The organism is Legionella fairfieldensis ATCC 49588 (assembly GCF_000621525.1).
In the GTDB taxonomy this organism is placed as follows: Bacteria; Pseudomonadota; Gammaproteobacteria; order Legionellales; family Legionellaceae; genus Tatlockia; species Tatlockia fairfieldensis.
The window spans coordinates 43,510-65,483 of sequence record NZ_JHYC01000018.1; the positions used below are offsets into that span (position 1 = coordinate 43,510).

Sequence of the window (21,974 nt, forward strand, 5' to 3'; positions counted from 1 at the left end):
TTTTTCGGAATGAGCCGAGTCTTCGCGCCGAAAATTGTTCATTCCGAAATTTAGTTGCCGAGATAGATATCAAGAGACTTTGGATTTGAAATACGGAGTAAAATCGCTATCCACTCGAATTTTTTTTGCCACACCAGATAGCTGGCACTTCTGGATAATGTCACGCTTTACTGCTGTTTGCGCAATTTTATTAGCCGTTACTTTCATTTTTAAAGATTTCGCAATATTCAAGAGTGCTGGTTTCACACGCTCCCATTCATTTATGGCTGTTTCTTTTCGTGCTTTGGCAGATTTTTTTCCATTAACTTGATATACATTACACGTTGTCTTAGATTTATTGGCTCTCCTCGTTGCTTCTTCAGGTTTATGTCCCAGTATCTCATCTTCAATAAACCATAAATCATCTATAGTTATTTGTTGTACCCCACGCAGCTCGATAGACCATGCATAGCCTTGGATTAAATCAGCCAGGGAAGGCTGTAATTCGATATTACGCCATTGCTGACCATTCGTTGTAATTGGAGATTTATAAAGTGCCTCTATCTCAGATTGAAATAAACGTACAAGCCCAAGATGTGGATAAAGATAGGTAGGATCTGCCTTAGCATCTATGATTTCTTTATGCACAGAACCCAAACAATGATTCAACTTATACTTGCTGCTACTAATATAGACACCAATTCCATTATCAAAACATTTTTTGATCAAGTTATGCTTTTCGATGCCTAGTTTCTTTGCAGCATCTTCTGCTGCGCATCTATTTACCATTGGCAAACCATCTTTTACTATTTTTGGATCGAGGCCATAATGGACGTACAATACATATTGGATAAACTCAGGTGGGATTAAATGCATTGATCCGATGTCTTGTGTTTTACCAGCGATCACTCGCGGTTTACCCTTTGAAGCAATATACATCCGTCGATCGCGTTGAATATAACGATCAAATTTGCCTTCATGTTGTAATTCATTGATTAATTCAAATAAAAAAAATGCACTCTTTTTCTCGTTAAGATCGCAATGTGCAGATAATTTTCTAATTAAATTGATCGAAATGTTCTTAAATCGCTCTTTTATCTCTACAACATCCAAAGAATTTAATGATCTGTGGTGCATGATGCTACGATTGCGCTCATCTACCGCAGAAGATAAACAGTATTTTTCATCTTTCAAGTCATAAAAAATAAAATATCCAATACAAGCCAATAAAAATTCAGACGCAGTAAACTCTTCTTGTTTTGCAATCTTTGCTTGAACCAACTCTACCCAAGCATCAAATAAGGCAATAGCATTGTCATAAGATAATTCAGGCGTTACAACAAATTGATCCAGCGTATCATTTACCCATTTTGAATGAAGCTCACAATCCCACATCTATTAGACTCCAAATATTTTTTCATTCATCTTCGCCACCACCTTACTTGTATGAGCCTCAGACAAATGCGCATATCGCTTCACCATTTGTAAAGTCTTATGTCCAAGAATTTCTGCAATTTCAGCAAGGCTGGCTCCATTCATTGCAAGGTATGACGCACAGCTATGCCGTAAATCATGCCAACGAAAATCCATGATCTCTGCACGCTTTAGAGCGTTTTCAAAAGGAGTACGTAAATCAATGGGGTTCTTGAAATTTTTACTTGGAAATACAAACGAGCAATTTACATGACGCACTTTTGCATGTTGCTTCATTAACTCAAGCGCATGGCCCGCTAGAGGTAGTGCACGACGTTCGCCATTTTTTGTTTCATGTAAAGTAATAAAGCCTCTTTGCAAATCAATGTCTTGCCATTGCAGCCCTAAAATTTCCATACGCCTCGCACCTGTAGATAAGGCTAAGACCACAGCCAAATAAAGTGTTTCACTGTCACTGTTTTTACACTCTTCAAGTAAACGTGTACGTTCTTCATCAGCTAAAAACCGAACACGCCCACGAGGCTCTTTAGGTTTGGTCACTCGGCGCATTGGTGAGTCTTCGAGCCACCCCCATTCTTTTACTGCAATAGTGAACGCATGAGATAAAGCAGCCATATAGCGCACAACTGTGGATGGAGAGCGTTTTGTATTTCGTTTGGTAATCCCTGAAGCCAAATGGTCGCGCTTTTCTGCAATCATGGCAGGTGAAATGTCTGCAAGGCTGAATGAACCAAGTTCTGCTTTCCACCAAGTTAAATGTAGCAATGTGTTCTTACTATTCTTTGGCTTGCTGGGTAAAATATCTTCAATGTAACGCTCAATTAGTTGACTCAAGGTTCTTCGCTTGGCTTCCGTGGTTTTAAAATGTCGACCCTCACGAATAGCCGACTCAGTATTTTGTGCCCACTTACGCGCATCAGTTAAACGTTCAAAGGTGGCGTTTTGAGTTGGAAAACCTTTCAACCGTACCTTCACTCGATAAGTCACTTTGCCATCCTGATTGACTCTCTTTTCAATATTTGCCATAACAACTCTCAATAACAGATTAGAGATGCAAGAGATTACAATAAGTGGCAACAAATAACAACATCGGATAAGTAATCCGATGATTTATTTTTATTTTACCCTGATTTTAATTGATTATTTATACTATTTTTTCCTTAATGGGGCATTTGAGGGGCACTTGATAATAAACCGGTTCAGTTAAATGAATAAATAAAAATCCATTAGTCCATTTATTGGGCTTAAAATTTATTTCTTGTTGTAATGGCGTTACGCAGAAAGAAACGGTACATCAAATAAAATCCAAATACAAAAAAATAAATTCCTAAAAACCAAAGCCCTACTAAAGGATCTAAAAGACCCCAAAGAAAATTAACCCCGCAATGGAACATTGAGTTACCAGCGCTAGCAAAAACGCATTTATTTTATTCATCAGCTACTTTTCACTCTAAATCTTAGGAAACAATTCTTTATGCTTTTAATTCTCACAACTCACCACATTTGGCTTTGAACATATAAAAGAATCGTTCAAAAATTTACTCAGTACAGTCTCATGGCAACTAATATAAATTGCCATATGGCAAGCTAGCTCATTTATAGTCATAATAAAAAGCTTTTTCTTTTCTTGATCCAGAAAAGAATCACATTCATCAATGATTAATAAATTAACTTCGTTATTCCAAGAAGATAAAAACCGCATAAAAGAAAGCAATACCTTTTCACCCGAAGACAAGACTTTATCTTTACGAATAGTATATTCAGCTTCCAAAGAAATAAATATTTTCATCCATTCATTAGCCTGGTTAGCATCAAGCAATTGCCCTAAAGAATAGGTGACTGTTTTTTTCCACTGTACTTGAGAAATTATCGGACCGCATATTTGACTATTAAAATCGGTTAAATCTTCAAAAATAATTGGGTGTCTATCAATCACTCGAACATTTTTTTGCTCTATTTTTGCAATAAAAGAAGACAGATTTTTATTCTTAAAATCATACCTTCCACGCTCATAGCCCAAAAAAATATTCATTAACGTTGATTTTCCAGAGCCATTACCTCCTTTTATATGGTACAAGCCTGGTTCCAAAGATAGCCGATTGATTACCCCATCTTTCATTATTACTTCATGGGATAAAAAATCATCTATTTTAACATGTCTTTCATTGTCTAATGACTTGGTATCAAAACCTTCTAATATTGATTTAGTTTGGTCATTCAAAGTCATTAACTGCTTTTTATTTATTTTATTTTCTAAATAAGCATTTGAAGCATTGATCATAAATTGAGAAAAACCTACCCAAACAAAAAGTTGCGTTAAAGATAAATACTTGTAATATACGCCCAAAATAACAATGGATGTATTAAGTAAAAAAGGTAATTCAACTAATAATTGCGCTAATAGATCACGATAAAAATAAAAGACAATTTGAGCCTTTTTAGAAATGAAGTATTTATTGTAAACCTCATTTTTCCAAGAGGAATTAGTAATTCCCTGCCAATTCTTTGATATTTCTCGATAAGAAAAAAAATATTGTTCAACCCAATTTAATATTTTTATTTTACTGTAATACGTGTCTTTCTGGGAATCGTCAATTTTTTTAACGTATATATTTTTACTTAAATAATTCAGGATAAATATTAGAAATAATGCAATAATGCCTACATAGAACCTTGTATATAAAAATGCGGTGATCGTTAATGTAAAAACACTACATATAATTACTGTGTTTGTTACCAAAGAAATTTCTAACTCAAACATTCTAGGAAGATAGTCAAAAAATAATACATTAATACTGCTTTTACTGTTTTGATTGTCGCTATAAATATATTCGGGCATGTGGCAATTCCACTGCTGTCTTAATTCGACGTTTTTATATCGCTCCATTAAAAATTTTTGAAAAATATCACAAATCATTACCAGAATTTTTACAAAAATATATCCTATTAAAGTACAGATAATCTGCCTGGGAATCTCCCTTTTTTCAATAGCGAGCTCTATTGCTTTACCTTGGAGAACAAAAAATAAACACCACAATAAATACTTAACAAATACAATACATGTTGTAATTGTTTTTAGCTTAGCCAGTTTATTAAATTTCATCACTCTTAAGAACTCTTAGTAATTTGGTAATAAATGGTTCATCATCTATACCGTTAAAAGGGTGATAAGCAGACCATCCAGGGGAAGGATTTGCTTCTAAAACAACATAACCAGAATCAGTTTGGATAAAGTCTATACCTAATAGCTTATTATCCTCTTCATCAGTTACTGCCAAACAAAAACTCTGCAATTCTTCATCTAAATTTTCAACATCAGACAGCTTAAAAAAATTTGAGTCATACCTATAATCAATATTTTCTTTTGCATTAGAACGCTTAGCAAAAATTTGTTTATTAATTACATGCGCTCTTAAATCATTTCCATTGACTTTTTCCTGAAATAACACTGGAATATTGTTTATGTTATTGGCACACCACCCTTTATAGTCTTTTTCGTCTACTACAATAGATCTAACTCCAGAAAGAGATTTAACAATATAAGATTTATTTTGTTCTAATATATTAAGCTGCTTTTTCCCTTTGATAACGTAACTAAAACCCAAGGAAATAGAGGAGTTTTCATTTGCTGCTTTTCGCAAGCTATTGTTTAGTTGATATAACTTGGATTCATTAGACAGTTGCTTTTTAGGTGGACAAAGAACTTTTCCATCCCACAATTCAACAAAGTTAAAAAAGTCACCGAGCAAAAGCCAATATCTATCGCCAGGATCTACATAACATCCTCTAATATATAGATAAGTGGGTTTAATTTTATACTGCTCGATATCATTTTTCTTAAATAAGAAATAGCTCTCATTATTGCTATGAACATAAGACCACCGATAATGGATGTCTTCATAATAAAATATGAAAATATTATCATCTCGATTTATTACATGTTCTAAGTTAATCAATACATTATCTTTTCTCGGTCCAAAGCAGATAGCATTTACAGTTAATATCGGCTCATTTACGTCTTCGCTTGTGATATTAAAAATTGCTTTATGCTCTTTATCTAATCGACCACCAAGCACATCGGGGCGGTATTTTGGGCTAATAAAGGTTTCTAGTTGATGCATTTATAAAACTCGCTAACTAAATTAGTACAAACAAAATGTTCAAACTCTTTATTTTTATTTGACCTGATAATATCAGGGTTTATGCAACCAAAAATTAGATTCTCACCATGAATAAAAATTAATATTTCCGAAATAAAATGGTTAAAAAATTGGTTGATACTTTTAGCCAAAAATTTCAACTTATCTTTTAACTCATTAGGTAAGCTAATATCCGCTGTAATTAAATATTTGTCCCCAATTGAAAGAATAAATACAGGATATCCCTCTGGTTTTTCAAAACAAAAAATATGATTTTCCTCTATCGGTTTAGAATTGATCGACCAATTTAGGAAGTTAAATATTTTCGAATAAACCAATCTATTTTTATTATTCAGTTGATTGTAAGCACATGGACCCCAATAATAATTAGGGACGTTCATTTCAAATTCTCTAGCAACTACGCTCCATTGCTTGGGTAATGACACATTATCAACACAGGTGCCATTAGCTAGATGATTTCCAATTCCATTAAAAGCATTAAAAGAAAAGCCAATATAAGCTTCAAACTCACGCTGAGCATATTCCTGATCGACTTTAGTAAAATTGGTAAACAGAGAACTGGGTACATACAGTACTCTATTTAAAAGATAATAATCTGTGTTGGATATTTGATTTAGTCCTTTAACCCATTTAATGTTTGTGCCAACATCATTAACTTCATCAAAAATTTCATAACCAGATATAAGTTCTTGAAGCACAATTATTTTAATGTCGGCTTCAAGATTTTTTATATTATTTTTAATGCATTGTGTAATTGTCTCATCCAAAGAATGGGAGACAATTACAATGCTTTTTTGATGTATGGAATTAGAATTGGTAATCAATTTTTTCTACATCATTAGGATTTGTTGGAAAAGCAAAAAGATGATCGTGACCGCCATCCTTGCTCCCTTCTTTACCATCACTACCACCTTCTTTTCCATCACTATACATACCAAAGAATATTTCAACTTCAGTGTTTTTATTTATACTTCCAGTCATGTTAAATCCTTAAATCATTATTTTGAAACGGCATGTCCACCAATTACTTTTCCACCAATTTTTGATTGGCCTCTTAAAATCACTTCTCCGTCACCATCATCAAAAATGATATCGCCAGATACTTCAGAGAAGTTATCCAAATAAACAACTTGTTTTCTGGAATCAGTATGTCCTAAATGTAAATCATTACTTACTTTACTGTTTATAAAACGTGTTTCACTGGAATATACATCTAGTGTCTTTTCAAACTTTGTTGACGACGCAGTTAAAGACCCTTTAATACTCGCTACATCATTGATAGTACATTGCGTTAATTTGGCGCTTCCATTTACATCTAAAGAATAGAAGTTCGCATCATCCGCATTTAATAAACCATTAACAAGCGTTGCACCGGAAACAGTTGTTCCATTAACGGTAACCATTCCATTGCCAGATAAACTCTCTACTGTACCATGGCCACAGGTAACACTTCCTGGAACAATATTACATACGCCCGCGTTTGCAGTTGCAACACTCCCTGTTAAGCAAAGAGTTGCTGCTAATTTTTTTAGATTTACCTTCATAGTTAACTCCTTTTTAATAAAACTGATTAATCAAATGTTCTAGCTCAAATAGATTTCTACTCTCTTTTGGAGTAATAAATTTATTGATTGTTTTTAAGTTTCTTGCTGCAAGATATTTTTTTTCTTCTTGATGAGCATTATCAAACACCCCATCTATTCTGAGAACACCCGTTCCTGAAAGCCCAGATACTGGCAATTTCCCTTGTATAGCTCTATTGATATTAATCAAAGCAATGCTTAACGCCATACTTGAACTCTTGGAATCTTTCACAATAAAGTGATCGTTATTACATTCCAATAAGTAACTAATTGACTCAAAATGTTCCCATGATTTTTTCATTGATGACATTATTTCAATAATGCGTTTGAAATTTCGTTGAAGTGCTTCTGCTACTTTTCCACGTGTGTTAATTAGAAGTTTATCGCTTGAAGTTGCTGTGAGTTTGAATTCGATAATTAAACCGTTATTACTGGCATCATAGGCCGGTATATTAACCAAGGAAGTGCAATTAAACATAATTTCCATATCATTTTAGTTATTAAAACAAATAATGCTTTAGAAATTTGAATTAACAAACAAGTTTGAAACTATTTCCTCATTTGGACTTAATTTAAATCAAAACTCTCTTTGCTATAACAATTTCCATAAAAGCTTGGCAAAGATAACATACAATTTTATAGATGGAAATGTTGTCTGAAAATATTATTGCAATTTGTTACTATGTATTGTCATTGATTATTCTTTAGTGCCCCACTGCCGCCCCACAGAAAGGCTTATCTTCTTATGACTATTGATTTTTAATAATATTTTTATAAAAAACACAGGACTCATAATCCGTTGGTCCTAGGTTCAAGTCCTAGTGGGCCCACCAATAAAATCAAGTAGTTACGAGTAGTTTTAGAAAGTTTAAAAAGGTCATGTAGACGCAATGTAGACATAATAAAGGGGTTTACTTAGAACTCTTTACCGCTTATAAGTTGAGGTAAGCAGGCTCAACTCATTCCCGAAGGCATTAATCAAGAACACAAAACCTCGAGAATATGAAACTTATAAACAGCCTCCTAGGAAGAAAATTAGAATTATGAGTTTTAATCTGGCCCTCATAAAGGGGATACAAGTAGCAACCGCCAATGAATTGATAGAAAAGCTTTGGTTAGAATCTGAAAAAAAAGATACACTTTTTCGAGGTCAATCAGATTTCACATTTAGGTTACTACCAAATTTTTCTCGCCCAAATAATATAACTCAGTTGGTCAATCGATATCCCTCTCGTGACTTGCTGGAACCTTGGATAAACAGTAGCAGCCTAGAAAAAGCAGTGTTTGACAACCTTCCACCCTACAATTCACTTATTGTGACACCACAAAAAATTCTCGCATTTGAAAACTTGAAGCCCCTCTTTAGACTTTACCAAATAATAATGATCTATAATTATCACCTACATAAATATCATGAAGATAAGCTGGGAAGCATTATAACTGACAAAGAAAGCTTAGCCGCTAGGGACTCCTTATTCTGGACAACACAAGAAAACTTTATTTGGTTCATTGAAACTACTTTACCAAGATTATTAACCTTAACTAGTGAAGATGGAAAATTAATTAGAGGTGGTGTCCTAGATGAGGAGTTAGCTGGAATAGATGAAACTTATCCACAACATTATGGCGCATCAACAGCTGCATTGGACTGGACATTTAATTTTCAGAAATCCATATACTTTGCTCTTGGTAAAAATCCTCTAGAAAATCATGGTCAGCTCTCAATATTTGTCTATGAAAAACTATCGGAAGAACCATCACCCATGATTGTCATGCCTAAAAGCCATCTTATTGATAATCCTAGAGCAGAAGCCCAAGAGGGAACTTTCACTTATTTCACTAAGCCTTGCTCATTTTACCTAAGAAACAGTCGCTTTCCATCTGTTGATGACTATTACGAGGGTATAGAAAAAGGACACTTACCCAAAACTTTCTCTATTAAAAAATATAATTTGGCTCGTTCTAAAGAGAATATTATTTGGCTAATGGACTACCTTGATAAAAATAATATCAATCAGGTATCACTAAAACTTTAAATTACTTCAGCTTTTAGCAATTCAATTGAAAATAGCATTGTATAAGATGATCAGATGTAAACCATATCGCTACCGTAGATCCTAATCCAGGTTTTAAGAATTGGATAACGAATTAACCAACTTTACAACTGAAGCTCTATCAGTCTCAGCTAGCCTTCTAAAGTCCTTAATCAACATTGCTAACTCATCAGAATCAGCATAAAAATAAGCTACAGGAAGCCCAAGTACTGTTGCAATACGATTTAAAGTGGAATAATCAGGGGTATGTCTACCAATCTCATAATGATTCATGCGCGCACTTGCAGAAAACTCATCCATACCAGCAGCTATACCCAATTTTTTTTGGGAATATTTAGCTGCTAAGCGAGCTTCTTTTAACCTTCTACAGAGAGGCGAATCAGTCATCGAAAATTATGATCGTTATAAATTAACTTAGAGAATCTAAGTTTTTAAACATTTTCGATACTTAGTAATCCTATACAAAAGAAAATTAATTAAGTATACTGCTTTAAATTGGACCGGATCGTCTTTTAATAAAAACAAGGAAAACTAAATTTCTTTCCGCAAAAGAGAGAAATACTTTTACTATTTTAATTAGAAGAGCTCCTTTTTATGAAAAATAAAGTTATCTGGCTAGTGCCAGTTAGTATGCTTCTGTTGTCATTCCTACCGTGGCCATATGGCTACTATAGACTCCTGAGGATAGTTGTTACAGGTTGTGCAGGCTACTTAACCATTAATGAGTATTCGCATACCAAATCTATTACACCATTCGTAGTAATATTGGCATTTATCACTGTTCTTTTTAATCCAGTAATTCCAATTTATTTTTCTCGAGAGATATGGGCTATTTGGGATGCTTTAGTAGCTTTAGCGTTGGGAATACATGCTGTACTAACTCATGTTCGCATAAATAATCTATTTAATACAAGAGGAGCTTGAAATGCTTTGGCCAATTTATTTAATCATAGGATTTTGGCAGTTTTTTGCAATAGTTGATGGACTTGAAATTTGGTATGGACTGCATGGGGTTATTGCCACAATCCTAGCATTTTTTATTGCTCAAGTTCCTATCATTGGAACTCTGGTAGGGATGTATGGGGCTGTTGATGCGTGGAATTGGTCTTGGCTATCAGCATTTTTACTATATTTTGGGCCATTTATTCTCATTATTATGCTTTCACTAATAGGCAATGTCGCCACAAAAGCTCATGCCATATTTAAACGCTAAATTTGATTTTTAGGGTCTATATGAAAAATTTATTAACGGCTGTTTTGGCCACAATTAGTTTTGCTGGATTCGCTATTGAAGCACCACTAAAAGATTTTGAAGAATATAATAATCTTTTAGGGGGTGCAAAAATATCTCATCTCAACGAGGATGCTTTAATGAAATCAGTAGAAGCATGCGCAAACCGAGGAAATAAATATTGTTCATTAAATACTGGTATCGCTTATTTTCGTAAAGAGGATAATGAAAAAGCATTCCATTATCTTAGTAATGCAGATTGCGAATTTAGATCAGAGGATGGCAAGCTTGCTTGGTCAGCTTCCTTCTATTTGGGTGCTTTATATTCTGCAGGATTTGGTAATGATCCAGAAAAGAAAAAAGCTATCGAACAGTTTAAGCATTGTGCACATATGAAAGAAGGCCTATGCGCCTATGCCGTAGCAAGTATATACGGTTCACTAGTTCATACGCCAAATAACTTGATTGAAGCTTATGCTTGGATGCAAATAGCTGGGAAAATGGGAACTAATAAAATTCCAGGACGGAAATATGTAACTGTTCAGCAAGAAATTGAAATGATGCAGGAAATCCTTACTCCTCAAGAAAGAAGAAATGGTGATGAATTATCCAACAAAATATTTTCTAAATTATAAAATCAATATATTGAAGTCTTAAGTATTAAATTAAACCGTAACTATTACATGAACGTATGATTTATAAGGTGCCTGTATGAATTTTCTTAAATTAACATTGATATTCCTTTTTACTCTTTCTCTCAATGGATGTGCAACAATCAAAGTCCCCCAAGCCTCGGGAGGCAGCCGTTCAGATGGAATAATTGAAATGTCATTCAACTATGGCTTATTTGAGAAACCTGAAATTCAGTGGGATAAGGCACTTACTGAAGCTACTGCACGATGCAAATCTTGGGGTTATCGGTCTGCAGAGCGTTTTAACAGAGGCACATCTGAATGCCAAAATTTTGATCCAAGATATGGCTGTATAGAAACATTGGTTACAATTAAATATCAATGTATTTGATTTAGCTAGTAAAAAATCTAAAAGCTGCTAAAAACACTTTTTGGTTGTAAATAACAGTGTTTTTTATGAAATGGTTATAATCGCAAACAAAAAACGCCAAACACGCACGAAAGTTCAAATTATGATCATTATTTGAAATGCGCTGGCAGAAGACTTGAGAATATTACGCCCCACCGGATGAGCGCCCTGGTCGCAAAAAACCGGATACCCCCTCCCATCATTAAGCTAATTTCAAAATTGAAATCCAATTTAATTAGCTACACAAGATCTTTGAGAAAATTTTTACTACGCTGAATTGCCTGTCTAATCTCTTTCCTGAATGCCTTAGCTTCACCAGTTGTTTCTCCATGCTTCAAAGCGTTAGTATTCCCATATCTAGCCCCAGACCCTACGGCTCCACCGTGAAGCCTACAGCGCTTTTTATCTTTAACAGCTGGGTTTTTACAAGGTTTACCATTACGCTTTGATCTTGCATCACATCTTGGTGCCTTACTAAAAGCATAAATTTTTTCTACGGTACAAGAGGTCGTTTTCATGTTTTTTCCTTATTACCCACACCCCTATGAATATTACCCACGATAGCTTGGCCACCTTGGTGTACCTCCACTCGTTCAACGGTTATTTTTTGACCACCCATACCTTGTAATTTGGCTAATAGGTTTGCTTGTTGAACAAAGCATTTGGCCAATTTTACGCCAGAATTAATGTAATACTGTTCTAACTTAAAGTTATTAATGTTTTGTGCATAACACATTGTTTTTTGCTGCAGCTTATGAATAGACAACATCTGTGCGGCAATCATTGACTCCAATCCATTATTATTTGCACCTAACGCTAGCAAAGCACTCTTAGCTTCCTCTTTAGCGTGCTCTAAATTAAAACCAGTGTCTTTCATATTATTGCTGGCCAATGCGCTCTCGTGAAGAATCTGCCTGGTAAATTTTTCCTTTAAAGAGTCATTTGAAAATGGTTTATCCTCTGTTCCAAGTAAATTCATTATAAACTCTCCTGAATGTTTATTTTCTTGCCTAAAACTATTAATAATTTAACAACCAATAATATATGACTGCGACAGTCGCTATCTACTATTTTCCTTAAAAGTGCTGGGTTCAAATAAATAGTTTTACACCGTCCCTCTGATATTACCAATATACGATCAGCCTCGATTAATTCGTTTAAAGCATTCTCGAGATTTTGCTTTTGACGTAAATTCACAGGAGTAATACCCCTTTGAATCTCACGCCGTGAAACAATATTTGAGCCATGCATACGACAATAATTAATTAACCATTTATCCAATCGAATTGCATTTACTATCTCCTCAGGTAAAGCAAGTTCACCAAAAAAACGTTTTGATTCATTTAAATGCCATGTAGCAATCTGTATTGCCGACTCTAATGCATCCAGACCTATATCCCCATCTATTCCTGAAAACAGATGGAAAAGAGCAGCTAAACGGGCTACGTTATCTGCAATTTTGCTCGCTACATCACGAACCTCATAAAAATCACCTCCACTTCTAAGTTCTTGTTCTACACGGTTATGAAATAATACCCATGCTTTCTGTCCTTCTATAGACATGGACAACAAAGCTGGAGTAAGAGCTCCATTTTCAGCAATGGGAATAGGCGTATTCAAAAGTTCTTGGATACGCCGATGAAATGCCGATAGCGCAAGCCAATCCTTAGGAGCTTCAGTAAACTCTCTGTATCCCTGTGTAGATTCAGGCCAAGAAATGAGAAAACGAGCAAAGAAACCAATACCTCTTGCTAAGGCGCCTGAATGCTCAAGAAAACTAGCTAATGCTGCCTGCTGCACTTGAAAACCAATTGTTAACCGCACATCTCTAACACTGAAGGATTCCGTAGTCCTACGATCAATATGTAAAACTCCTCCATCCCAATAAGTATTATATGCGGATAGCGTCCTCATTACCGAATCTTTACGCATTGCATGCGCACCGAATACAGCTCCCGCTTCTGCAGAAAATAGGGCTGCAGATGGCCAATTACTTGCAAGTTCATAAGCTAACGCTTCTTGCGTTGCGTCTACATAAATCAAACGTGGAATACGTACTATTTCTGGCTTTTTTTGCTCTAAATCATGTAAAGCGTTCTCTAGTGCCTCAGTATTGTTACCCGATCTCGCCAAGCCCTTAATTTTTTCCTTAATCCCATTATATTTTGCTTCCCAGGCCTGCATAGATGCCTTGTGTTTTTTTATTAAAGGCTTCGCCAACTCAGCCTGCTCTTTTTCATAATCACGGATTGGATCACTGAAAAAAGTATCGCATGTAGATTTACGCTCACCTGAATCAGCTATTGTTAAAAAGAACAAACTTGTGGGGCCAGTCAATTGATCAGCACGCTTCACATCAACATGTGCCTGTCCCACAATAGAAAGCACGGATAATGCGGAAGAAACTACTAGAGCTAGAGGTGCTTTAACAAAACCATGCACCTCCTCCACAGCAGCTCGAATGACATTTGGTAATGCATCTAATGGATATGGTTTAGGTTCCAATTTTGCTAGCAGTGGTTGAGGATTAGACCATTCAGGAGTAGTGGCATTATCAATAGAGCTCCTTATAGCATCATTAATATTGCTCATATTACTTCCTCCTTTGTTGCAGCAAGCCAACAAGCGAGGTCATTAAAATCTGTCAAATCTGGAGGCGCACCATCTGGCCAATGGGGAGAAGTACAAAGAGCATTAACAGCACATGCAGCCTCTCTTGCCATAGTTAAACCAGGATTATTTAGCGTTAGTCTATCGTCATCAGCACATATTATTATTTGTGCTTCGGGAAAATAATGCCGAGTACGAATAGCAACAGATTTCAAATTTCCAGCATTACAGGCACTAAGAACATTATCCTTAGCATAAATACCAGCTATTGTTGCAGCCGTTGCAAAGCCTTCACAGATTAAAATGCGTTGTTTATTAGTCTGACTATACTGAACTGGAATAAAATGTCCGGTAATAGAACCATTATTTAAAAACCATTTTTTCCCGTTTGATGAGATGTACTGCAAACTCCATAATTTGCCTTGAAAATCCGTAATGGGTAGTACAATATGATTCCCGGTTTGATGTGCACAAAATGCTTTAATTTGTTTTTGAACTAAATAAGCATGATTCAATTTAGCAGGAGCAGCATTGGAATAAATGCACTCAGCTTTGTTTGCAGCTATGGCCTGTTTCCTAGCTCGCTCAATGCTATAGAGATGCTTTGCCTCTGCAATTTTCTCCCTAAGTTTCGCTACGTCTTTCTGCTTCATTCTTGTATAGTTTTTGGAGCACCATGTTTGTAATGGGGTGGTTTTCCAGCTCCCAAATATCCCCCACGCAATCTCACCATAATTGAATGAGTAATAACCGTTCTTCGATCCTTTATTGTCTCCTTGAATATAAAATCGATGTATTATCCCATCACCTTGAATTTCTAATGGCGCAGGTATTCCTGAGGCGATCATTGCAACACGAAATTGTTCAATACTTAAATGTAAATTATAATTGCTCATGAGAATCTCCAACATGAGCTCGCGGAAGGTGAACCTTTTGATAGAAATATAACCTTCCAAGAGCTTTATATTTGCTATCAAACCAATTCGTTTTTACAAACGATTGATTCACCTTTATCACTGGTTGAACGATAGATTTTTTGTTGTTGGAGAAAAACCAAGACGTCACTTTTTCGATATAAAACCTTCCGGCCAATCTTGAGATAGGAAATTCCTTCCCCAGACCACCGATTACGTTCTAATAATTGCGTGGAACAATTTAGGACTGCCGCTATAGTTTGTTGATTAAATAATGCTGAATGGGGTGCTGAATCAAATTCATTTAGAAATTGTATGCGAGATACGTTATTAGTAGCCATGGAATAACCTCATCAATCGATGTTCAATTAAAGTTTTGCTTACGCAAAACAACGAATTGACAATCCATCAACAGGTATCCCATCTGACCGTCATAGGTGCTTCAGTTGTCCTTATTCAGGGCTGCGCGTTTTTCCTATTTATTCACAATGGGGCTGCGAAAAAGTCTGAGGCCAAAGTGAAGTTCTCCCATGGGGTTTTATAGGTGTCCATTGAGGGCTATAAAATAATCCCAAAGGGCTTGTTAAAAGCCTGAAAAGATTATTACGCTAAATTAAAACCCTGTCAACATTACAATTACTAAAAATATTCAAATAAGCAATTAGTTTATATATATCGATATACTTACACTATTAGCTTAACTATGATGTTAAATATAAACTGAAAAGCGAGTATTTGAGCTAAACTGTGAGTCGTTTTGCTCTCAGTCCACTATTTTTCAAGCCAATTACTCATTGTCATCTCTAACAACTTTATAGATTCCAAGTGTTTCTGTTTAGGCATTTTGCGGATATTTAAAAGCTTCCATTGCACTGCCGGTAAGTATTGAATTTGTTCACTAGGTGCAAGAGACCAATTAGGTTCACCTTTTTTGAACGATATTAAAAACTCATAATCTTGCTGGGTAAAATTATCTTTAAGGGCTCGAACCATTTTTTCTGGTATTACTGTGAGGTCTTCAAGGTTTACTGCTTCAGCTGTCATTCCTTTAAATTCACGATGAAAAACTTGAGTGATATCTTTCCAGCGTGGATTCATGATCTCAGAGATTGGCCTTTTATGGCTTATAAGATAAGTGATAAATCCATTAAAAAGCTCCCGATCAATATTCTGAGCTTCTAACAGAATTTTAATATCAAAAAGATCTCTAGGATGCTGACGGTCTAAAGCCGCACATAATTTACTGCCATAAAGATCGGGTAAAGAAACGACTTTCATGGATGCAAAACCAAACTCATTTTCTACTAACGCCACAACGTCTCGATCACTAGGAGGAAAAAGAGTGCCACGAGCAACTGGCGAAACCTCTATTTTTACTTGAGTACCTTTATTCAGTAGGGATCGATCTTCAACTATAATGCGCATTTCATCTGGTTTGTTATCTTGTAAAACGGCAACAAGATTCGGTATTTGATTAATATTTGTCGCGATCTCGGCTAAAGCTTTGCGCACATGGGTTAAAGCCACATCGCGTGACTCAAGGGGTAAATAAGCCAAATCGATGTCCACAGATAACCGTGGGAAATCACACACAAACAAATTAATTGCGGTTCCCCCCTTTAAGGCAAAGCAGGTTTCTTGATTGATAATGGGAATTAAACGGATAAGCAGTAACACCTGCTTGTAATATGGGGATTGTTTATTCATATTTACTCACTACTTATATATTGTTCTGGAACGGTAATTTGATATCGTTTCTCTAATTTCCCTTCAGAGACTATTTGACGTTTTCCTGAACCAAGATTAATTGCAGATTCATTCAATCGCTCAACCCACGGGTGTTTATAGAAATGCCCCAAGAATAAAAACAGGCGGTTCGTTTGAATTGAATCACTTCTTTTTAAAATAGACTCAACTTTCCGTGGACTTAAATTTACTAGCCCTTGGAACAGTTCTGCAGCATGCTCAAATGATAAAACAGAGGGTACAGCTTCAAGCACCTCAAACGCAGCTAATTCTTGGTTGCTTGCTCTTATTTTAATACCCTCTACCTCCACGATAGTTAAATCATTCTCAACAATACTGTCTAGCTTAGATGTTTTAATAACATCCCACTGCGGTGTTTTATTCTCGGATAAAGACATTTCTGGAAAAGCTTTAAACCACTTGGGCAAAGTAGCTGTTCCTTGAATATTTATCCAAATAGATTCTGTTTCCAATTGCAGGTAGTGTGATTTACCCTGCAAAGTTAAGCTTGTTAAACCTGCAAGATGAATCTTTGAGTGGTTCTGAGTCTGAAGACAATAAACTGCATTCTGCCATTCAGGTTTACGACCAGCTCGATAGTAAACACCCGTTCTCAATTTCACTAGCCATTCACTCTGGCAGTACTTTCGCGCCAACTGAGGTGTAATATCATGAGTCGATAGCCACGACTGCAGCAGAATCTCACCTGCGGTAAAATTATTTAAGAGCCAGTTTATTTTTGATGTCATAGATATACTTTTAGTTTAACTATAGCAATTAAATTAAACCATAACTGTTAATTTTGTCAATTTAATCAGCTATTCCAACTATTTCTTCCTGAGAAAGCATCCCAATATCGTCATTAAAATTTGCCGAATGCAGAGTACCAGAAGCCATATGTTCAATTAAAAAGGCAGCAATGCGTTGCATCGGCTTTCTTAAACGTTCAACATCTCGCATGATATAACCGGCTGTTACATCATTATTCATTTTATGGTTTAACAACCGCTTTAAAGCATAGGCAGGGAGATCTAATCCTTCAGCTATGGTAGCAAAAGTCCGACGTAAATCGTGCAGAGTAAATGGAGCACCTGATAACTCCACCACTTTTAATACTGCTTTTTTAGGGTCATTAATATAACCAGTTTTACTATCAGCCGGAAATACAAACTCACTGGTTCTCTGGAGGTTTCTTCGATCTAAAAGATCATAAATAAAATCTGACATTGGCAAGGTATGAACTTCTCTGTTCTTAGTATCTTGTAGCGTAATGGTTTTGGATTTCAAATCAATGTCTTCCCAACGTAAAGAGCTCACTTCAGTTTTACGCATTCCAGTAAATAGCAGTAACAAAAAGTAATCATGCCATAATAAAGCATTACGATATGCTTCTCTTTCCACCAATTGGGTAATACCCTTGTACCAGTCTGCAAGCTGATGCGGCTTAATAACAGTTTGTTTACGATCCACCCGAAACCACCCCCGAGTATGTGACAGGTACTTCACCGGATTAACCGCAATAATCGGCTGGCCATCACCTTTTTGATATTCATACATGGCAAAGTTAAATAACGCCCTTAGTACTCGCATGGCATTATTAGCTCGTGCCTTGCTATTAGTAGTACCATGCTCCGAATGACGTTTGGCTATCATCTCGCGGGTTATTTTGGTAATGGGCTTATCTAACCAGTCTGAAACCACCTCGTGGAGTACGCAGTGATAATCTGTCAAGGTTCTTGGCTTTAAATCTTTGCGTGCCTTCAGATAATCATTAAGCACCTGATTCAAAGTCATGGCATTAACCTTTTGGGTTTTCTTTTCAGCAATAGGATCATCACCTCTGGCTACACTGCCCAACAAAGTTTTGGCCTGTTTACGCGCCTCCTCAGCAGTAATATTGCCATATTTACCGAGGGTTACTCGCTTCACACGCCCATTGATGCGTGTTTCCACAACAAAGCTTTTCACACCGCTAGCAGTAATTCTCAGAGCAAAGCCCTTCAAGGTTTCATCGCGATAGAAAGATTGATCTTTTCCAGCGGTAGGTTCGAGTTTATCAATGACTGATTTAGTCAGTCGTAAAGTATTTTGATTCACAGCCGTCATTCCTTCAATAATCTCATGTAGACACCATGTAGACAGATTATTTAAAACACAATAATATTCAATGCGGCTGATTATGGCTTATAAACCCTTTATTTAAAAGGCTTTTAAAAGGTATTGAGAATAATTAGAAGTTACTAAAAGAAGTAAAATACAGACTCATAATCCGTTGGTCTAGGTTCAAGTTCTAGTGGACCTATCAATAAAATCAATGGGTTATTGAAATTTCATTATTGAGTACCACCAGTGCTCCTTACTGAAGGTCTGAATAATCAAGGATAGTAATGGATTTAGCTAAAAAACTGCAAAACTTAGTTACCGTTTTCAAAAATGGTTTTATCATTAATTCGAATCAAAATATTTCAAAAGACTTTATCACCACTATAATATTTTGCAGTACTTTTACTTTTCTTATTATTGGCTTTCCTTATGATACATTTGATGGGCTAGTCAGTTGGGTTTTTAAAATTATATATCGAGAATATTTGGAGATGGATTTAGCAAACCAATTTCATTATAAAACATTAATGTGGTTGAACATAAAAATATCTTTAATTATGTCGATATCTATCTTTTTACTAGTAGGGGCATGGATCACTATTTTTTATAGATTTAATAGGAGAACTCTTCTTCTTGATAATGCATTTAATCTTTTTTTATTTATTTATCGTTGGATTTTTGCATTTCAATTTGTAGCAATATTATTTGTACCCTTACTAATGGTTAAAATATTTGATATGAGTTATCAGGCTATAAAGGATGGTACACCAATAAATCAACTTCCTTTTAGCATGATGAAAAAAGAAATGATTTCTTTAGCAATAATATTAACGCTTTTTTTGTTGAATTTTTTGCATCAGTCAAAAAAACTATTAGGTTTTATTGAGGCTATCCCGAAAAAATGGTTCGCTAATTTAACTGAAAATTTTGCCTTTTCTGCAATAATCCCAATTATAATGGGTATAAATTTTTCTACTTCTTATTTTTATAATCTTATGAAAGACAATCCGATAAATACAAATATATTTAGCTATAATCAGTGTATTTACATGAAGCAAAACCCTAATGTGCCAGGATATAATGCATTTAAGGCCATAGCAGAAGAAATAGGCTGCAAAAAATATACCTCCTGCTCTGCGATGACGGATGCCCGTTTAAAGCAGAATTGTGAATTAGAACTTTATGCAAATTCAAAAAATTTTAATTTTTTACTTCGTAATGAACATAGAAATATTTGTGATAGTTAAGCTACAAGCCCAAGATAATGTAGTGGTATAAGTATCAGTAATACCGAATGCCGTAAGCAATTGTCCTTGCGCTCGGCAAAAAGCTGAGTTTAATCATTGCGCGCATAACTCCATTAATATTAAAGCCATTTTAAATGGCCAAAATTCAACAAAGTTTATTTTTACTAAATCATACGGGAGTTGAAGGAAATATTTGTAGTGAAGGTGTTACACTATATTGATGACACGAGCGCGCAATTAAAGGCAGAGTCATTGAGGCTGAGATTAAACAACTTAATCAAAAACCCGAGACAAATTAACGATCATTAAATTAACAACTAATCTCTCTTCGGAATTTAAAAATGTAAGCCAGATTCCTAGCCAAATTTTTATGTTAAATCAACAAACGCAAGGTATCCCCAGGAGCATGTTCAAGCTCTTTTGGCTGTTCATGCAGTTGCTCATATGGCGATTGCCACCCCATCTGACCCCGAATGTTTGAGTAAGTCGCTTTTTCTCCGCGCGACACCATCCCTCATAGCATTTGGGCTAATTGCGTGCGGATTAGAAGCTAATGAAGACTTAACAGGTGGATTGTGAATATTTTAGCCCATTTTTAATTATCCAGCGCAATATATCTTATACTAAAAATAACTCTTCAACATCAATAGCATCCAGATAATGGTGGTAAGAAAGAATTTGCTCCTGCCGTATATCAAGTAGCAACGCTCCGTGCACATAGGCATGAAAATACGTTTGATCAGCTACAAAACGTTGGGCTGGCACTAAACAGGTAGACCAAGCATTCCATTCATCCAAAAGCAAATTAGGTTGACCAAAACAAGGAATTTTTTCGCCGTTTGATAGCTGCGTAAGAATCTCTTCACTAGCCTTATTCTCTACCGCTAAATTATAATGCAGGCGCATATCTTTTTCATTTTTTACTAGAAAAAAACTCACTCTGGCATCGTCATTTAATAAGAGAAAACTTCCTGAATGATCAGCTAAATAATATTCAGTAATCCCTTTTTGCTGGCACAGTTGATGGAAAAAAGCAGCGAATTTTTTATCACGCAAACAACTCAAAGATCTCATGGAAATACGATGAGTTATTTTATCGGATATTGCTTGAAAATACTGAAACTGGAGTTCATAAATTTTTGTGCCAAGCGACTTGGCAACATCTGGGTCTTCTTTGAAAAGATAACAATGAATTAAACCTTCTCCAAGAGCTTCCGCTGCCAGCGATTCATCAGACTGGTTAATTAACAGGATTCTTTTTATATCAGGATTTTTAATACGATGGCAAAACGCCAATCCGCTAAGCGCCCTCATATCCTGATTTACTATAATCACTGACATTTCAGAAAAACGGGCTGGATTATAAATTTCTGCATGGATAGTTCTTACCTCCGTTGCATTAATTAAATCCATTGATTCGCGGTACTTCTTATCAATGCAATCAAGTGCATGAAAAGGTGAATCAAAAATACGATAAGCTAAACTTTCATCCAGATGTAATACAAAATTTAACCAAAAATCATGGCTATCATCTATAAACAAGGCAGTACTGGGAAAATAGCAAGCGGGTATTGAAAACTGTTGCATGGCTCCTCCTGAGCAATGTTATCAACGCATCAAGCTAGCGAACTATCAACTCATCCTTGAGAATCAGCAAGCAATGTTAAAAAATATAAAACACCGTGTTATACAAAATAACATTGATTAATTAATTTTACAAAATGACCTCCTTATTAATACAATTAATACGTTACTTGATGTATTCAAAAAATGACCTCACTCATTGCTTCCGAATCTTCTATAAGAAGCTCAAATTAATCTTTTATCTTTCTATAATGCAATCTGACATAAGAAAATCTCGCACAAAAGATG

25 protein-coding genes are annotated in these 21,974 nt (G+C 35.5%); 6 read left to right on the plus strand and 19 right to left on the minus strand.

Annotated elements, in window-relative coordinates; genetic code table 11:
• Positions 1 to 69: 69 nt before the first annotated feature.
• The 8 genes from T345_RS0106525 to T345_RS0106560 all read right to left on the minus strand — a co-directional run bounded on the left by T345_RS0106525 (position 70) and on the right by T345_RS0106560 (position 7,634).
• Positions 70 to 1,374: a hypothetical protein gene (locus tag T345_RS0106525; RefSeq protein ID WP_028388638.1), complete on the minus strand. Its 1,305-nt coding sequence runs from the start codon at positions 1,372 to 1,374 to the stop codon at positions 70 to 72.
• 3 nt (positions 1,375 to 1,377) lie between these two features.
• Positions 1,378 to 2,439 (minus strand): tyrosine-type recombinase/integrase, encoded by a 1,062-nt coding sequence (locus T345_RS0106530; protein ID WP_028388639.1) that lies wholly within the window; start codon positions 2,437 to 2,439, stop codon positions 1,378 to 1,380.
• A 454-nt stretch (positions 2,440 to 2,893) separates the two neighbouring features.
• On the minus strand, positions 2,894 to 4,516 hold the full coding sequence (locus T345_RS0106535; protein ID WP_028388640.1) for an ATP-binding cassette domain-containing protein: 1,623 nt from the start codon (positions 4,514 to 4,516) through the stop codon (positions 2,894 to 2,896).
• On the minus strand, positions 4,506 to 5,534 hold the full coding sequence (locus T345_RS0106540; RefSeq protein ID WP_028388641.1) for an ATP-grasp domain-containing protein: 1,029 nt from the start codon (positions 5,532 to 5,534) through the stop codon (positions 4,506 to 4,508). The genes T345_RS0106535 and T345_RS0106540 overlap by 11 nt, the downstream gene beginning before the upstream one ends.
• Positions 5,522 to 6,397, minus strand: coding sequence for a hypothetical protein (locus tag T345_RS0106545; RefSeq protein ID WP_028388642.1), 876 nt, complete (start codon positions 6,395 to 6,397; stop codon positions 5,522 to 5,524). The genes T345_RS0106540 and T345_RS0106545 overlap by 13 nt, the downstream gene beginning before the upstream one ends.
• Positions 6,381 to 6,554, minus strand: a complete 174-nt coding sequence (locus T345_RS15180; RefSeq protein ID WP_165476852.1) for a hypothetical protein — start codon at positions 6,552 to 6,554, stop codon at positions 6,381 to 6,383. Before T345_RS15180 ends, T345_RS0106545 begins: the two co-directional genes overlap by 17 nt.
• A gap of 17 nt (positions 6,555 to 6,571) precedes the next feature.
• A complete protein-coding gene (locus T345_RS0106555) occupies positions 6,572 to 7,117 on the minus strand; it encodes a hypothetical protein (RefSeq protein WP_035918345.1) in 546 nt (181 codons plus the stop codon).
• A 13-nt stretch (positions 7,118 to 7,130) separates the two neighbouring features.
• Positions 7,131 to 7,634 carry a hypothetical protein gene (locus T345_RS0106560; protein WP_028388644.1) on the minus strand — a complete coding sequence of 168 codons (504 nt, stop codon included), beginning with the start codon at positions 7,632 to 7,634 and terminating at the stop codon, positions 7,131 to 7,133.
• Positions 7,635 to 8,199: 565 nt separating this feature from the next.
• Between T345_RS0106560 and T345_RS0106565 the strand changes: the two genes are divergently transcribed.
• Positions 8,200 to 9,192: a hypothetical protein gene (locus tag T345_RS0106565; protein ID WP_028388645.1), complete on the plus strand. Its 993-nt coding sequence runs from the start codon at positions 8,200 to 8,202 to the stop codon at positions 9,190 to 9,192.
• 93 nt (positions 9,193 to 9,285) lie between these two features.
• Here the strand turns inward: T345_RS0106565 and T345_RS0106570 are convergent, their stop codons facing one another.
• Entirely contained in the window at positions 9,286 to 9,597 is a 312-nt protein-coding gene (locus T345_RS0106570; RefSeq protein WP_028388646.1) for a helix-turn-helix domain-containing protein, read from the minus strand.
• A 207-nt stretch (positions 9,598 to 9,804) separates the two neighbouring features.
• On the opposite strand from T345_RS0106570, the gene T345_RS13735 reads away from it, so the two are divergent.
• The 4 genes from T345_RS13735 to yecR all read left to right on the plus strand — a co-directional run bounded on the left by T345_RS13735 (position 9,805) and on the right by yecR (position 11,464).
• Complete coding sequence (locus T345_RS13735; protein ID WP_051555165.1) at positions 9,805 to 10,134, plus strand: DUF6804 family protein; 330 nt, start codon at positions 9,805 to 9,807, stop codon at positions 10,132 to 10,134.
• Position 10,135: 1 nt separating this feature from the next.
• The gene (locus tag T345_RS13740) at positions 10,136 to 10,423 is read left to right on the plus strand and encodes a hypothetical protein (protein ID WP_051555166.1); all 288 of its coding nucleotides are present in this window, start codon (positions 10,136 to 10,138) and stop codon (positions 10,421 to 10,423) included.
• Between the two features lie 20 nt (positions 10,424 to 10,443).
• Positions 10,444 to 11,076: an SEL1-like repeat protein gene (locus T345_RS0106585; RefSeq protein WP_028388647.1), complete on the plus strand. Its 633-nt coding sequence runs from the start codon at positions 10,444 to 10,446 to the stop codon at positions 11,074 to 11,076.
• A 76-nt stretch (positions 11,077 to 11,152) separates the two neighbouring features.
• Entirely contained in the window at positions 11,153 to 11,464 is a 312-nt protein-coding gene (gene yecR / locus T345_RS0106590; RefSeq protein ID WP_028388648.1) for a YecR family lipoprotein, read from the plus strand.
• 257 nt (positions 11,465 to 11,721) lie between these two features.
• Here yecR and T345_RS0106595 read toward each other — a convergent pair whose 3' ends face one another.
• The 8 genes from T345_RS0106595 to T345_RS13745 all read right to left on the minus strand — a co-directional run bounded on the left by T345_RS0106595 (position 11,722) and on the right by T345_RS13745 (position 18,858).
• Positions 11,722 to 12,000, minus strand: a complete 279-nt coding sequence (locus T345_RS0106595) for an HGGxSTG domain-containing protein (protein WP_051555167.1) — start codon at positions 11,998 to 12,000, stop codon at positions 11,722 to 11,724.
• The gene (locus T345_RS0106600; RefSeq protein WP_028388650.1) at positions 11,997 to 12,461 is read right to left on the minus strand and encodes a hypothetical protein; all 465 of its coding nucleotides are present in this window, start codon (positions 12,459 to 12,461) and stop codon (positions 11,997 to 11,999) included. The genes T345_RS0106595 and T345_RS0106600 overlap by 4 nt, the downstream gene beginning before the upstream one ends.
• Positions 12,461 to 14,074 (minus strand): YfjI family protein, encoded by a 1,614-nt coding sequence (locus T345_RS0106605; protein ID WP_028388651.1) that lies wholly within the window; start codon positions 14,072 to 14,074, stop codon positions 12,461 to 12,463. The genes T345_RS0106600 and T345_RS0106605 overlap by 1 nt, the downstream gene beginning before the upstream one ends.
• On the minus strand, positions 14,071 to 15,069 hold the full coding sequence (locus T345_RS0106610) for a toprim domain-containing protein (RefSeq protein ID WP_131777742.1): 999 nt from the start codon (positions 15,067 to 15,069) through the stop codon (positions 14,071 to 14,073). Before T345_RS0106610 ends, T345_RS0106605 begins: the two co-directional genes overlap by 4 nt.
• The gene (locus T345_RS0106615; protein WP_028388653.1) at positions 15,066 to 15,347 is read right to left on the minus strand and encodes a helix-turn-helix domain-containing protein; all 282 of its coding nucleotides are present in this window, start codon (positions 15,345 to 15,347) and stop codon (positions 15,066 to 15,068) included. The genes T345_RS0106610 and T345_RS0106615 overlap by 4 nt, the downstream gene beginning before the upstream one ends.
• Positions 15,348 to 15,777: 430 nt before the next feature.
• Positions 15,778 to 16,713 (minus strand): nucleotidyl transferase AbiEii/AbiGii toxin family protein, encoded by a 936-nt coding sequence (locus T345_RS0106620; RefSeq protein ID WP_028388654.1) that lies wholly within the window; start codon positions 16,711 to 16,713, stop codon positions 15,778 to 15,780.
• A 2-nt stretch (positions 16,714 to 16,715) separates the two neighbouring features.
• Complete coding sequence (locus tag T345_RS0106625) at positions 16,716 to 17,501, minus strand: type IV toxin-antitoxin system AbiEi family antitoxin (protein ID WP_028388655.1); 786 nt, start codon at positions 17,499 to 17,501, stop codon at positions 16,716 to 16,718.
• Between the two features lie 61 nt (positions 17,502 to 17,562).
• Positions 17,563 to 18,858, minus strand: a complete 1,296-nt coding sequence (locus T345_RS13745) for a tyrosine-type recombinase/integrase (RefSeq protein WP_084273752.1) — start codon at positions 18,856 to 18,858, stop codon at positions 17,563 to 17,565.
• 281 nt (positions 18,859 to 19,139) lie between these two features.
• Between T345_RS13745 and T345_RS0106635 the strand changes: the two genes are divergently transcribed.
• Positions 19,140 to 20,102: a hypothetical protein gene (locus tag T345_RS0106635; protein WP_028388656.1), complete on the plus strand. Its 963-nt coding sequence runs from the start codon at positions 19,140 to 19,142 to the stop codon at positions 20,100 to 20,102.
• Between the two features lie 373 nt (positions 20,103 to 20,475).
• Here T345_RS0106635 and T345_RS15595 read toward each other — a convergent pair whose 3' ends face one another.
• Together T345_RS15595 and T345_RS0106645 are read right to left on the minus strand one after the other, a co-directional pair.
• Positions 20,476 to 20,613 (minus strand): hypothetical protein, encoded by a 138-nt coding sequence (locus T345_RS15595; RefSeq protein ID WP_156935629.1) that lies wholly within the window; start codon positions 20,611 to 20,613, stop codon positions 20,476 to 20,478.
• Positions 20,614 to 20,720: 107 nt separating this feature from the next.
• Entirely contained in the window at positions 20,721 to 21,689 is a 969-nt protein-coding gene (locus T345_RS0106645) for a response regulator (protein ID WP_028388657.1), read from the minus strand.
• Between the last annotated feature and the right edge of the window lie 285 nt (positions 21,690 to 21,974).